This window comes from Shimia sp. R9_3, from assembly GCF_017743755.1.
Taxonomy (GTDB): domain Bacteria; phylum Pseudomonadota; class Alphaproteobacteria; order Rhodobacterales; family Rhodobacteraceae; genus Shimia.
The window spans coordinates 1-14,104 of the sequence record NZ_JAGHRP010000024.1 but is presented as its reverse complement, the minus strand read 5'-3'; the positions used below and the strand labels follow the sequence as shown (position 1 = coordinate 14,104).

The window sequence follows — 14,104 nt, the reverse complement described above, 5'->3', positions numbered from 1 at the left end:
CCAAATCATACCGCCACGCGCGAAACGATGCTTTCGAGTTGTGGGCTGGCTATGCAACGCAATTGGCCCCCTGAGTGGCAACGTTCACGCCAAGCTGAGCCCGGGGGGCAACAACCTGACAAAGCCGAGGGGAGAGTTGATTGCGGCGGGGTCGGAATTTGGTGTTGATCTGGTTTGGACCTGTCCCGTTTTTGTGCCGCCCCATGTGCTCGTTTAGGCCACTTTTCTTTCGAAGGCGATCGGGCTTTTCCAACCCAATGATGAGTGTCGTCGGCGCGGATTTTAAAAGCCGTTGATGTATTGGAAGATGGCTGATCGGCCCCACCTAAGTGGTCCAGTTTGAATGTTAGTGCATGATTGGCCTTGTTTCCATTGGGACGATGGTTTCCGGGGCCGGTGGGCGATAGCCCAAGGCACTATGTGGTCGTTTGGTGTTATAGTGCTTCCTCCATTGTTCGATCAGGATTTGGGCCTCCTTTAAGCTGTAGAATACTTCACCATTTAGCAGCTCGTCGCGGAACCGGGCGTTGAAGCTTTCACAGTATCCATTCTCCCAAGGTGACCCCGGCTCGATGTAAGCGGTCTTGGCTCCGACCGCGCCTATCCAATCCCGAACAGCCTGAGCTATGAACTCTGGGCCGTTGTCTGATCTGATGTAGGCCGGAACACCGCGCAGGATGAACAAATCCGTCAATGCGTCGATCACCTCGGCTGAATTCAGCTTCCGTTTCACTTGGATCGCTAAGCATTCCCGGCTGTGCTCATCAAGGATATTCAATGTTCTGAACGCCCTTCCATCATCCGTTCGATGATGAACGAAGTCGTACGACCAGACATGGTTGGGATACTCTGCACGCAGTCGAATACACGAGCCATCGTTGAGCCAGAGCCGTCCTTTCTTGGGCTGCTTCATCGGCACCTTGAGCCCCTCACGCCGCCACAGGCGTTCAACACGCTTGTCGTTCACTCGCCATCCCGCATCTCTCAGCAAAGCTGCGATGCGGCGATAACCGTATCGGCCATACTGGCGAGCCAGTTCGATCATGTCGGCAACCAAGCGATCTTCATCGGCGCAACCTTTTGGGGCTTTACGCTGTGTTGACCGGTGCTGATGCAACACTCTGCAAGCCCGACGCTCTGAGATGCGGAACTGGCTTCGCACATGCAAAATGCAGGCACGGCGGCGCGAAGGGCTCAGTAGTTTCCCCGTGCGGCTTCTGACAATATCAGTTTGTCCAGCGTCAGGTCCGACACGGCTCTTCGCAGCCGTTCATTCTCCTTCTGAAGTCGTTTTAGTTCCTTCAGTTGATCGGTTCCCATTCCACCATATTGCTTACGCCAGCGGTAAAACGTCTGCTCGGTTATCTGCACTTGGCGGACGGCATCAACGCGTGCCATGCCTTGGCCGCAAAGCACCTCAATCTGCCGTAACTTCGTGACAATCTCTTCCGGTTTGTGTCGCTTCATTCCCATCTTTGATCCTCCGTTCGCTAACTATACGGGCGGACCACTTCAGTGGGGGAGGATCATGGCCGCTTCAGCCTGCCGCTGGGTTTGCCACGACCGTCGCCAGATCAGCTCAGCTGTGATCGTTTTGAAGAAGGTCTCGACGGCTGAGTTGTCGCAGCAATTGCCTTTGCCACTCATGGACACCTTCTCGCGGTTCTCGTCTGCGACCGATCCGAGGTTCAGCTACCGAGGAGAAGATGTTGTTCAGACACTTGAGCGCATATGCGGCAAGGTCGGCTACCCGAAGTCCATTCATGTCGATCAGGAACCGGAGTTTGTCTCCCGAGACCTGGATTTTTGTGGGCTTATCAGTATGGCGTCGTTCTGGACTTCTCTCGGTCCGGCAAACCGACAGGTTACGCCTTCATCGAGAGTTTCAACGTAAAGTTTCGAGCAGAGTGTCTGAATACACACTGCTTCATGTGCCTTGACGACGCCCGTCAAAAATGGAGGAGTTGCGAAGAAACCACAACGAAGTGCATCCTCATAGCGCAATCGTAAACAACCCACCGATCTCGCTGATGAATGGCTCAGACACGCAATATGCACCCTGGGCCCGACTCCTGGAAAATCTCCAACCGGGAGGTCCGAACAAAGGGAGCCGCTCAAATCATCCGTTTCCTAACCACAAGGGCCGGCCAATTCAGTGGGCAAGGATTAACCGACACGATGGCTTTGAAGGCATCGTGTCGGTTTGCAAACCAAAACGCAAATAGGCGCACAGCGGCATGCTACCGCAATTTAACTATGAGTATTGGCAGCTCAAACTGAAGAAGGCAGGATTCTAGGAAACCACGGGCTCCTCAAACTTATTAAGCTAGACGTGCCCACCGGATGCTCGCGTTACAGACCTGCAACCGGCACACGGTTCTCTGCTTGTTTGAGGCTCGTCATGATCTTCGCGTGGCTGCAGTTCGCTTTCCTTCCGATATTGATACAGCGAATAAAATAGTGAAGGAACTGGTATGTCACTTCGAACTACCCTCTCAATATCTCGCCGTTGGCATCAAAAGGTGGTGCCTCTAAGATGATCGCCCGATGCGGACGGCCCAGAACCATCACCTCTACCTCGTCACCGGGTACGGCATCTTTGGCATAGCCAAGCGCCAGAGACATGCCCACGGTGTAGCCATAGGTGCCCGAGGTCACGCGGCCAATGCCTTCGCCATCTTTGAAGATCGGCTCGCCACCGGTGGCATCTGCATTGGATGCGGTGACATCGGCCTCATGCAGATGCAGAAGAACCAATTGCTCACGCGCAGGGGTATCCAGCACCGTAAGTGCGGCCTCTTTGTTGAGGAAGTCTTTGTCAAATTTGCAAAGACGCTCAAGACCCACTTCATGCGGCCAGTATTCCGGGCTGTATTCGCGGCTCCAGGAGCCATATCCCTTCTCTACACGCATCGACATCAGCGCGCGACTGCCCACTGGGCCTGCGCCGAACTCTTTGCCGGCCGCCAGAAGGGCCTCATAGAGACGCGCCTGATCTTCGGTTTTGCAGTGCAGCTCCCAGCCCAGATCGCCGGTGAAGGACACACGCAAAGCCAGCAGCTCCACTCCCGCGATTTCGATCTTCGCAGAACGCATGAATGGGAAATCAGCGGTGGCCAGAGAGGTGTTGGTCAGGCGTTGCAGCAGCTCACGCGATTTTGGACCAGCAACGTTGAAGCCACACATCGCTTCGGTGTGGCTTTCAAAGGTTGTACCTTCTGGCAGGGCAACCTGCTTGAAGAACCGCTTGTGATAGCGTTCCGCCATGCCGGAGCCGATGATCCAGAATTCATCCTCTGCCACACGTGTCACGGTGAAGTCACCGGCAATGCCGCCACGCTTAGAAATCAGCGGGGTCAGGCAGGAGCGGCCCACGGTTTTGGGCATGTTGTTGGCAAAGACAGCGTTCAGATAATCCGCTGCGCCGGGGCCTTTACAGATGTATTTGGCAAAGTTGGAGATGTCGATGATGCCCGCGCGTTCGCGCAGCATCTTACATTCTTCGCCCACGGGACCCCACCAGTTCTGGCGGGTGAAACCATTGGTGTCCAGGGTGCCCGGCGCATCTGCGAACCACAGCGGGTGTTCCCAGCCGACGTTCAGGCCAAAGACCGCGCCCATGTCCTTTTGCATCTCATAGATCGGACGCACACGGGCCGGGCGGCCTGCGCTGCGCTCTTCGTTGGGGAAGTGGATCGCGAAACGGTGCGCGTATTGATCCTGCACCTTGGCTTTGGTGAATTCCTTGGTCGCCCAGGTGTCAAACCGGGCCATATCCCAGGCGAACATGTCGTATTCGGTTTCACCTTCGATGATCCACTGCGCGGCCATCAGGCCCATGCCGCCGGATTGGGAGAAGCCGGGTATAATGCCGTTACAGCAGAAGTAGCCATCCACCTCAGGCACTGGACCCATCAGCACATTGGAATCAGGGGACCAGATCATCGGACCGTTGATGACGCGTTTGATGCCGGCCTCGCCCACTGCTGGCAGACGTTCGATGGCGTTCATCATATTTTCTTCGATGCGCTCCAGATCATCGGGGAAGAGATCATGCGCGAAATCCAGAGGGGTGCCTTCCTCTGCCCAGAATTTCATGTCCTTCTCATAGGCACCCACGAGAAGTCCATTGCCTTCCTGACGCAGGTAATATTCGCCATCGCGGTCAGACACAGAGGGCAGGCGTGTGCCGTGGCTTTCCACATCCGACATGGTTTCGGTCACGAAATACTGGTGCTCGGTTGGCTGCAATGGCAGCTCGATACCGGCAAGCTTGGCCACTTCGCGGCCCCAGAGACCTGCTGCGTTCACCACCCATGGGGTCTTGATGTCGCCTTTGGGCGTTTTAACAATCCAAGTGCCGTCTTGTCGCCGTTCCGTCGCGGTGACCGGTGTGAAGCGGTGGATTTCCGCGCCGCGCTGACGTGCGCCAACCGCATAGGCGTTGGTCACACCTGAGGGGTCAACATTGCCGCCATCGGGCTCAAACATCACGCAGCGGATGCCTTCGTAATTGACCAGGGGGTTCAGTTTCTGGGCTTCTTCGATGCTGATTTCATAGAAGTTCATGCCATAAAGCTTGGCTTTGGCCGCCTGAAGCTTCAGCTGGTGCTCACGCTCTTCGGTTTGCGCCAGATAGAGAGAGCCGGGCTGGAATACGCCACAGCTTTGACCTGTTTCCTCTTCCAGCGAGTTATACAGGTTCATTGTATAGTGCTGGATGCGGCTAATGTTGGTGCTATCATGCAGACCGTGAATGTTGGCCGCAGCGTGCCAGGTGGAGCCGGAGGTCAGCTCGTCCCGCTCCAGCAGTACAACATCTGACCATCCCAGTTTTGCCAGGTGATACAGGATCGAACACCCGATCACCCCTCCCCCTATGACAACAGCTTGAGCTTCGTTTCTCATGACGATTTTCCTCGTTTGTGATATCCGCAACTCTTCAGGTCGTCGCGATTGAAAATGTGCTTTTAGAAGATGACGTTATTCGTAAATGGTAAGTTTTTCGCGCCAATTGCCTGGATACACGGCATAAAAGATGCGCGCCTTGTCCCCTTCATAGGCAAGCTTTGTGCCTTTCGGAATCCACATCGTATCTCCCGGACCTGCCTCGACTTCTTTGCCACCAGTTTGGAGACGGAATGTTCCCTCTAACACGTGAACGATCTCGTCGTAATGAACTTGCCACTTGATCGAGCATTGATCGAACTCGGCAATACCTGCAGCCATCGAAGGGCTAAGATCTGACGAAATCGTCCTTCCGACACGGCCAATTCCGGGAGGCCCTCCGCGATGAACCAACTCGATATCTTCTTTGCGGATCACTTGGACATTCATATTAGAACTCTAGCAGTTTGGCCCTGCCGCGATCAGCCAGGCGTTTGTTAAGTATGGCGGCTGCAGGTGCACCGGTTTCAAGCGCGAATACGAAAGCATGCGTGAGGTAAAAGCAGGCTGCGTCAATATCTTGCTGCAACTCCGCTTCGTCACCAGCAACCGTATACAGACGCACGAGCGCCTCTTTGTCGTTACGGTCATGCGCTTCCAGAAGCGCGACTTCTAACGCATCGCGATCCATTTCTTAGCCTTTGAGCGAGATTGCGATATTCTTAGTGCGGACATAGTTGAAGAGCGCTTCGAGCCCTTTTTCCCGCCCAAAGCCGGACTTTCCAACACCGCCAAAAGGTGTCGAAATCCCGCCTGCGAACCACTCGTTGACAAAGACTTGACCCGCCCGCAGCTTCCGCGCAACCCTGTGGGACCGCGCCAGATCGCGGGTGAAGATACCAGCTACCAGGCCGAACTCGGTGCCGTTGGCCAGTGCAACGGCTTCGGCTTCGGTGTCGAATGGAGTGAAGCACGCTACAGGGCCAAAGATCTCCTCTTGCGCCACCCGGCTGGCCGGATCGACATCCGCGAGGATTGTCGGTGCCATAAAGTAGCCCCTGCGATCCAGTCGTGCGCCGCCAGAAGCCACGCGGACGCCATCGTGACGTGCGGTTGAGGCTAGCTCTTCCACGCGGGACAATTGCAGCGCTGACACCACCGGTGTGTGATCCGGATCATCTAATCCGTGCCCAATACTCAGACCATTTGCCAATGCGGCGGCGCGCTCGACGGCATCTTCATAGATAGAGCGGTGCACAAGTACCCGCGCCATGGCGGAGCAAACCTGCCCCGCATTGTAGAAGATACCGTTTTGCAAACTGGAAATAACCGTGTCCAGATTGGCATCTTCGAACACAACGGCAGCAGACTTTCCACCCAGTTCCATGAGGGCAGGGGTCACGGTATCTGCCGCCGCGCGCAAGATCGCCTGACCCGTTGGGACGGAACCGGTAAAGACAATCTGATCTACTTCAGAGCTTGCGACCAGTCGCGCGCCAAGGTCCGCGCCAATACCATTTAGGATTGAGACCGAGCCAGCGGGCACGTCTGCGCGCTCCAACGCCAGACCAAGCATAGCCAGAGCAACCGGATCCAATTCGGGCGACTTGATGATTGTGGAGTTGCCAGCCGCCATCGACGGCGCGAGAGACCTTGCCGCAATGGACACCGGAAAATTCCAAGGCACGATTTGTGCTGAGACGCCAAATGGTTCGAACTCTGTATAGTCGGCGTAATCTGGGCCAAGCGGGATCGACTTGCCTTCGATCTTGTCCGCCATTCCGCCATAGTACTCAAAATATTGCGCGGCTTCTTCGAATTCGTCATGCGCTGCTGAAAGGGACTTGCCGCTTTCCCGGCAGAGCAGATTGGCCCCCTCATCTGCAATCGCGCGAATCTCGAGCGCGATCCGCTGCATCAGCTGACCACGTGCATGAGGGTTCATATCGGCAAGATCGCCCCGGTCAAACGACACACGCGCAGCGTCAACTGCGCGAGAAAGGCTGTCTTCGCCCGCTTGCGCACAATCGACCAGGTGTTCTTCTAGGCCTGGGTCTTCGATGGAAACGACCGCACCGCTGTCTCCTTCGGCCCACGAACCGGCGAGAAAATTCCTCGCCAGCCCATCATTTGCAAAATCATTCATACCTGGCGACCGTTTTCAACTTGTGACGCCACCCAATGGTGAAAGTTGTGAGTAGGTCCGTCCATCGCAGGCGAGAAGCGACCACCGTCAAACAGCTCGCCGTGTCGTCCTTTTTGCATCCCTTCGACCACAAAAACATCTTCTTCAAAAACGGTTTTCCAGAGCTGCGCATTCGATGCGCGCAAACCATCCAGCTCCGGCGTGTCTCTTTCAGGCTTGGAGTAATACAGTTCGATATGTTCAACGGTATTGCCGCAGTCCTGCGGCTCCAGAACGATAGCAAAGCTGTGGTCACGCTGCACACCGAGCAAGACATTGGGATATACGGCGATGTACTCAGCGCCTTCATCCCACTTATCGCTCAGGCCCTCAAAGTCAGGCAGCGTGTTTTCGTCCTGATCTTTGAGCTGGCGATACACCAACGTACCCTGACCCGAGTAATGATCACGCTTTTCAATGTTGTAGTGATCTTCCAGCCGCGAGTAGCTGTTCAGACCCGGATGTACCCAAGGCAAGTGATAGCTTTCACAGTAGTTTTCGACCGCCAGTTTCCAGTTTGTGGCCACCTCGAGTTTGAAGCTCGATGTTTCGCCGCCATGAAAAATCGGCTGCTCAAACTCTTTCCAGCGCTCCAACAGCTCACCATGCACATCCTCGAAAGTCGGAGCGTTTCCGTCAACGTTTACAAAGATTACATCGCGCCACACATAAGACCGGATGCGGAGCAGGCCCAGTTCGTCCATGTTCACGTCTTTATGAGTGTTTTGGCCGGGACCGCCCACATGAGGCGTCGTACGCAACTCGCCATTAAGACCGTAGCACCAACTATGATAAGGGCAACGAATCGCGCCGCGGATTTTCTGCGGTTTATCGACAAGGATCATGCCACGATGACGACACGTGTTCTGGAAAACTCCGATTTCACCATTACGGTCGCGGACCAATAGAATGGGCATACCAAGAAAATCTACAGGCTTCGCATCACCCGCTTCCGGAATGTCTTTTCCGAACCCGATACCCGACCAGTTCGCATACAGCACAGAGCGTTTTTCTTCGTCAAAGACTTCAGGGCTGATGTAATGAGCATTTGGCAAACCGTTAGCGGTGTTCACTTCCACGAGAACCGAGGATAAAGGCGCGTGCTTGTTCATGGAACTCTCCTTGGCGAAATTCATATCCGCCACATGAGCGAAACGCCGATCATCGCTCAATACTGGAAAAGTTCATCCCAAGTTGATCTGATCTAATCCGAGATCTCTCTCGCATTCTCAACAAGCCAGTTTTTTAGGAACCTAGCCCCTGTAGAAAGCCTATCATCAGGCAACCCGGCCAGATAAAACTCATGCGGTGCTGGCACCGAATGCGGACCGATGATCGCCAGCTTACCGGTATCGACCATCGGCTGGACAAGTCGACGCCAACCGAGCGCAATGCCTGCGTTTTTTCGCGCAATTTGCAAAGCAACAGAGTAGCTAGTCACTCGGGCTCCCTTCGATACTTCACCTTTGTAGCCAAGTTCCAAGAACCAATCGGACCATTTGGTCCAATTCTGACTGGTAGCATCAAGCTGGATCAAGCGTTGTCTGGCAAGGTCGTCAAGCGAACAGCCTTGCAATTCGCTTGCGGTCTCCGGTGCTGCCACAGGCACAAGTTCGTCACGATAGAGCGGTGTGTGGGATAATGAAGGATTCTGCGCGCCTCCATAGCAAATGAGAAAATCGAAATCGCGAACATTTTCAAAGGGTCGATCTTGGGTGACCTGGTTAACATTGATGTCCGGATACTCGCGCCAGAATTCGATAATCGTCGGGGACAACCAAAGAGCAGCAACTGCAGTGGTTGATCCGACAGTGACAGCATCTGCCTCACCTAACTGCCGCACGCGGGCAAGCTGACGCGATATCTGCCGGAAAGTCGAAGCCAAGGTTTCAAAAAGTGCTTCGCCTTCGGCCGTTAGCTCGACGCCCCGATGCTGGCGTTTGAAAAGAGTGACACCCAACTCGCCCTCAAGAGCTTTGATCTGGTGACTGACAGCGCCCGGCGTCACTGAAAGCTCCTGAGCCGCATTCTTGAAACTTAGATTTCGAGCAGCTGCTTCAAATGCTGAGAGTGTTGTGAAGGGTGGAAGGTCATAGTGGCGTCTGGACATGATGGCTCCGCGAGCAAAGCGTGGCTTTGAGTTAATTCACCTAAACTGTATATGAGTATTTTCCGAATTGAAGGCCTTACTTGTTTTCCGTTTCTAATTGGGAGAAGCGAACAGCCCGAAAGCATGGCCTCGATGCAACAGCAGATACGACAGTTACCGCCAGCGGACACTCCCTCTGGTTGGGTGAAACCCGTGGAGATGCACGTCATCGGCGCCGCATCTTATAAAGATCGCGTCAGCGCCTTTGATTGGACTGTGGTCGGTGCCGGGTTCACTGGGTTGGCAGCGGCGCGTCGACTCGCCGAGCTCAACCCCAATGACACGGTTGCCCTAGTTGACGCAAAACCGGTTGGCTGGGGTGCCTCGGGTCGCAATTCAGGTTTCGTCATTGACCTACCGCACAAATTCGAACTCGACAGCGATGATCCAGATCGGTTGAACGCGATCTTGCGGTTGAACAAACAAGCAATTGCCGATCTTGGCGGGCATGTTTCTGAAGCGGGGATCGACTGTGCGTGGTCTCAGGCGGGCAAGCTGCAAGGCGCCGTCAAAGAACGCGGAACGGGCAAGATGCGGGGCTTTGTACAGGCCCTCGAAAAAATCGGACAACCGTACACAAAGCTCGATCGGACGGAGGTCCAACAGATAACCGGGACAGATTTCTATTCGGGTGCGATCCATACACCAGGTTGTGTTTTGATGAACCCGGTGCAATTGACCCGCGGCCTGGCCAAATCCTTACCTAAGAACGTGACATTGTTCGATGGATGTCCTGTCACCAATTTCGACCGCGGTTCACGTGGTTTCGGTATGACGCTGCGTTCGCAAGGAGTGACATTCGAACTGACCACTGCTTCGGTACTTCTCTGTACCAATGCGTTCACCCAAGAATTCGGTTTCCTGAAAAACCGCATTGTTCCGGTGATTACCTTCGCATCGATGACACGCCCGCTCAATGACGCTGAGATGGAAGCATATGGCGGTCAACTAGATTGGGGATTGACCCCGGCGGATTCCGGCGGAACGACGCTCCGCATGACTCAGGATCGCCGCTTGTTGGTGCGCAACCAGTATGACTATGCCGGGCAATATGGTGTGCAAGATCCCGATCTGGATCCAATTCGCAAGAAACATAGAGAAGCCTTCGATAAACGCTATCCCAAACTACGCCATGTGCCTTTCGACAGCTCTTGGGGCGGCGTTTGCGGTCTGTCGCGTAACCACGTCAGCTATTTCGGGGAGATCGCGCACGATGTTTGGAACTCCTCTTGCCACAACGGTGTGGGCGTCGCGCGAGGCACGATTTCAGGCAAACTTCTCGCAGAAGCTGCGTCTGGAAGATCAAGCACTTTGTTGAAGGATATGTTCGCCGTGTCCAACACACCATCGCTCAACCCACCGGATCCATTCTTGGGGCTCGGTGTGCGTGCGCGCCTCAAGTTGGCTGCCTGGGAAAGTAAGGAGGAAGTATAGTGTCAATGCAAACTGCAAAGTTGATCAAGAAAACGGCTCTGAGTTCGGAGATCACAGATTTTGTCTTTGAAATCTGTGACGGGCGCTTTTCCGGATTGGAAGCGGGTGCGCATATCGACGTGCACCTCATCGACGGCTTGATCCGGCAATACTCTTTGTGGAGTTGGAGCCTTGACGGGCGCACCCTGAATGTGGCGGTTAAACGTGAGGATGCCGGTCGCGGCGGGTCTCTAGCAATGCACGCTCTGGAAGAAGGCACAACCGTCGAGATTGGTGGCCCTCGCAACCATTTCACATTGCAGCCGGGAGAGCGCTACGTGACTTTGATTGCTGGAGGCATTGGGGCGACGCCCTTGGTTGCCATGGCTAGGGAACTCTTAAATGCCGGTCGTGACTTTCAAGTGATCTATCTCGTACGTAGCGCAGAGCTTGCCGCGATGGACGGCAAGTTTCGCGCGCTAGGGCTTGATCAATGGTATCGCCTGCACTGTGACGATGTGGATGGTCAATTCGATCTTGCTGCACTGATGCAGAGCTTACCTGTGAATAGCGATGTATACACGTGCGGCCCAGAACCGATGCTAAATGCAGTGCTGGATGCGGGCACGGCCATGCGGGGCGGGACGATCCATTTCGAGCGCTTCTCGGCTGCCGCTGATGTCGACCAAGGGAAAAAGACCGGCTTCGAGGTCGAGCTGAAGTCAACCGGCGCGGTATTTCAGATCGGTGCTGAGGACACAATTCTCGACGTTCTGAAAGCTCACGGCGTTCCAGTGGAATTTGGGTGCTCAGAGGGGCTGTGCGGATCCTGCATTGTCGATGTGATCGAGGGGGAAGTCGACCACCGTGATGGAATTCTAACGCCCGAGGAACAAGCGACGAACAGCTACATGTGTACCTGCGTATCGAGAGCGAAGGGGGATCGTCTGATCCTTGATCTGTAACCAAGCTAATTTGAAGATGACAGGGAGGAAAACATGTCAATCAAGCCACCGTTTACTGAACTTGAGATCAATCGATCTCCAGGAGGGTTCTATCAGGGTCATTCCTTAGAGATTGCACTTTTAAGCAAGGCCATTATGGTTGGGCTCGTACTTTGGGCATTGATCTGGCCAGCAAATGCCAATGGCGTACTTGGCAGTCTCAACTGGTCGTTATTGGAAACCTTCAACAGTTTCTATGTCGTCATCGTGGGCAGTTTTGTCTTCTTCCTGGTTGTCTTGGCGGCCTTACCTCAGACCGGGAAATTGCGCTTGGGTCCAGATGGAGAGGCGCCTGAATTTTCCAACTTCTCCTGGTTCTCGATGATGTTCGGCGCGGGGCTGGGTGTTGGGCTTATGGTTTTTGCCACAGCCGAACCGCTTGGGCTATGGGGATCAAACCCGATAGTGTTGTCCGGTGAAGTTGAGGCGAATTCCGAAGAAGCCCTGCAATCTGCGTATCGCTACACCTACCTGCACTACGGGTTCCATGCCTGGGCGATCTATGTCGTAACGGGTTTATCTCTGGCATATTACGCCTACACGCGGAACATGCCTCTGACGATCCGTTCCGCACTGACGCCCCTGTTCGGGCGCTTTCTGAACGGTTTCCTTGGCCATGTCGTTGACGTCCTTGGCGTGGTTGCAACCATCCTAGGGGTTTCAGTCACAATCGGTTTCGGTGTCTCCCAGTTCATTGATGGACTTTATGCCATCACTGGAATGGACTGGATCGTGACGATTACTGATGACGTACCTGCACCGAGCACTGTAGGACTAATTGCTGGTCTAATCGTGATTATGAGTTTGTCGATTATCTCTGCTGTCTCAGGTGTTGGTCGGGGTGTAAAATACCTCTCGAACCTGAACCTGGTTTTGTCGCTAATTCTGCTGTTCACGTTCGTCGCCTTCGGTTCGTTCGTTTTCGCAATGAGCACCTATGTGACAGCACTACTCGACTATGTGGTGAACTTCATCGGACTTAGCTTTGGCGCTTATGGGCCTCAGTCAGCCGCAGATTTTATAAATGTGCTCCCAACAGATGCGGTTCCGTTCGCCGATGCACTTCGCGGTGGCGCAACCAACGCATGGGGATCTTATGATGGGTTCGTGGGGGGGCTCGAAGGCGCTGCAGCGGCGCTGCCTGCCGAGACGCTGGCTGCAGTTTATGCAGCGGGCGAACAAGGCCGACAGTTTGGCTGGCAAGCTGGTTGGACAACCTTCTATTGGGCGTGGTGGATCGCGTTCTCGCCCTTCGTTGGCTTGTTCCTAGCGAGAATTTCAAAAGGACGGACCATCCGCGAATTCATCTTGGGCTGCGTATTTGCACCAGCAATGGTTTGCTTTGCCTGGATGACCATTCTTGGTGGTACAGCCATTGATCTGGAACTCAACGGAGGCGCAGAAGGCGCAATTATCGGAGCGTCTAATACAGCGAAGCTGTTTGTTACGTTGGGCGAGATGCTGAGCGGTGGATTCCTGTCAGCGATTACCGTGATGTGTGTTGTTCTCATCCTGACCTTCTTGGTCACATCCGCAGACTCTGGTATTCTGGTGATGAACACCATCATGTCCGGTGGCGATCAGGAAATTGGCAATAAGCACAAGATTGTCTGGGGCGTCATACTCACGGCTGTAATCGGGGCCTTGATCCTGGCAGCAGGGGAAAATAACCCGCTCGACGCCTTGCGAAATGCGATGATCATTGGCGCATTGCCCTTCACCATGGTGATGGGGCTGATGTGCATCTCTCTAACCAAGGCGCTCTACCGCGACAGCGCGCGCAACAGGGCTGGCACTATAAAGGCAGGCGATTCCGAATAAATGCCTAAGCTGCAAAACCGAAGCGCTGCCATATTAGGCGGCGCTTTTTTATTTAATTGTTCGACGCTATTCTGTCTTGATGATGTTGAGCGTCTTGAAGGTTTTCCGGCCGTCGGTGCAGCAATGGACAAATTCGTATGCCCAACGTGATCACAACGCTCTGGACGCAATTGCGAGCTCGAAACGCCTTTCATCCACATGCCAACTAGCATACCTTACTAGGACTGCGAACTAACGATAGCGATGTCGGCCATACAAACGGGGCAAAACGATCATATTGGTCGCAAGGCGCTTTTCATCGACACTTCCTACAGGAGTTTTTTTCTGAGTGGAATAATGCTATTTTAGAGTACGGCGTTATGAGGCGCTCGGTTTAGCTCACACTCAATCAAAACAGATACGACGAACAATAGGGCTCGGATGTTTGAAGTGGTCCCACCTTTTCGTACAGTTTTGCAGCTTTGCTAAGGTGTATCGCGTTAGGTTTCATGCTGCCTTTTGCTTGTCCAAGCCTGCCCAATGATCAGCCCCACCTAAGTGGTCCAATTTGATTGTTAGTGCATGACCGGCCTTTGGTCCATCTGGATGATGGTTTCGGGAGCCGGAGGGCGGTAGCCCAGTGCACTATGCGGTCGTTTGGTGTTG

Annotated in this window: 10 protein-coding genes and 2 pseudogenes; 4 read left to right on the top strand and 8 right to left on the bottom strand. The window is 54.2% G+C overall.

Annotated features, from left to right (window positions below):
- Positions 1–346: 346 nt before the first annotated feature.
- Positions 347–1,473, bottom strand: a protein-coding gene (locus J7412_RS21620) for an IS3 family transposase (RefSeq protein WP_209081903.1) whose coding sequence is annotated in 2 segments (ribosomal slippage) — positions 347–1,209 and positions 1,209–1,473 — 1,128 coding nt in all. Because the reading frame shifts where the segments join, the coding sequence is not laid out codon by codon here.
- A 54-nt stretch (positions 1,474–1,527) separates the two neighbouring features.
- Positions 1,528–1,668: pseudogene (locus J7412_RS21615) on the bottom strand (IS3 family transposase); the annotation flags it as partial.
- Here J7412_RS21615 and J7412_RS21980 point away from each other — a divergent pair.
- Positions 1,637–2,036, top strand: a pseudogene (locus J7412_RS21980) (integrase core domain-containing protein); the annotation flags it as partial. The pseudogenes J7412_RS21615 and J7412_RS21980 sit on opposite strands and share 32 nt — an antisense overlap.
- Positions 2,037–2,487: 451 nt before the next feature.
- Here the strand turns inward: J7412_RS21980 and J7412_RS21605 are convergent.
- The 6 genes from J7412_RS21605 to J7412_RS21580 form a co-directional block, all read right to left on the bottom strand.
- A complete protein-coding gene (locus J7412_RS21605) occupies positions 2,488–4,908 on the bottom strand; it encodes an FAD-dependent oxidoreductase (RefSeq protein ID WP_209081889.1) in 2,421 nt (806 codons plus the stop codon).
- Between the two features lie 75 nt (positions 4,909–4,983).
- Positions 4,984–5,337 carry a cupin domain-containing protein gene (locus J7412_RS21600; protein ID WP_209081886.1) on the bottom strand — a complete coding sequence of 118 codons (354 nt, stop codon included), beginning with the start codon at positions 5,335–5,337 and terminating at the stop codon, positions 4,984–4,986.
- Between the two features lies 1 nt (position 5,338).
- A complete protein-coding gene (locus J7412_RS21595) occupies positions 5,339–5,578 on the bottom strand; it encodes a hypothetical protein (protein ID WP_209081883.1) in 240 nt (79 codons plus the stop codon).
- A gap of 3 nt (positions 5,579–5,581) precedes the next feature.
- Positions 5,582–7,033 (bottom strand): aldehyde dehydrogenase family protein, encoded by a 1,452-nt coding sequence (locus J7412_RS21590; RefSeq protein WP_209081880.1) that lies wholly within the window; start codon positions 7,031–7,033, stop codon positions 5,582–5,584.
- Positions 7,030–8,184 carry an aromatic ring-hydroxylating dioxygenase subunit alpha gene (locus J7412_RS21585; RefSeq protein ID WP_209081877.1) on the bottom strand — a complete coding sequence of 385 codons (1,155 nt, stop codon included), beginning with the start codon at positions 8,182–8,184 and terminating at the stop codon, positions 7,030–7,032. The genes J7412_RS21590 and J7412_RS21585 overlap by 4 nt, the downstream gene beginning before the upstream one ends.
- 92 nt (positions 8,185–8,276) lie before the next feature.
- Entirely contained in the window at positions 8,277–9,182 is a 906-nt protein-coding gene (locus J7412_RS21580; protein ID WP_209081874.1) for a LysR substrate-binding domain-containing protein, read from the bottom strand.
- Positions 9,183–9,380: 198 nt separating this feature from the next.
- Here J7412_RS21580 and J7412_RS21575 point away from each other — a divergent pair, with 198 nt between their 5' ends.
- Genes J7412_RS21575 through J7412_RS21565 form a run of 3 tightly spaced genes read left to right on the top strand, consistent with a single transcriptional unit; the run spans position 9,381 to position 13,459 of the window.
- Positions 9,381–10,655, top strand: a complete 1,275-nt coding sequence (locus J7412_RS21575; RefSeq protein ID WP_247744062.1) for an FAD-binding oxidoreductase — start codon at positions 9,381–9,383, stop codon at positions 10,653–10,655.
- A gap of 5 nt (positions 10,656–10,660) precedes the next feature.
- Complete coding sequence (locus J7412_RS21570; protein WP_247744061.1) at positions 10,661–11,599, top strand: PDR/VanB family oxidoreductase; 939 nt, start codon at positions 10,661–10,663, stop codon at positions 11,597–11,599.
- 33 nt (positions 11,600–11,632) lie between these two features.
- Positions 11,633–13,459 carry a BCCT family transporter gene (locus J7412_RS21565; protein ID WP_209081865.1) on the top strand — a complete coding sequence of 609 codons (1,827 nt, stop codon included), beginning with the start codon at positions 11,633–11,635 and terminating at the stop codon, positions 13,457–13,459.
- Positions 13,460–14,104: the final 645 nt, after the last annotated feature.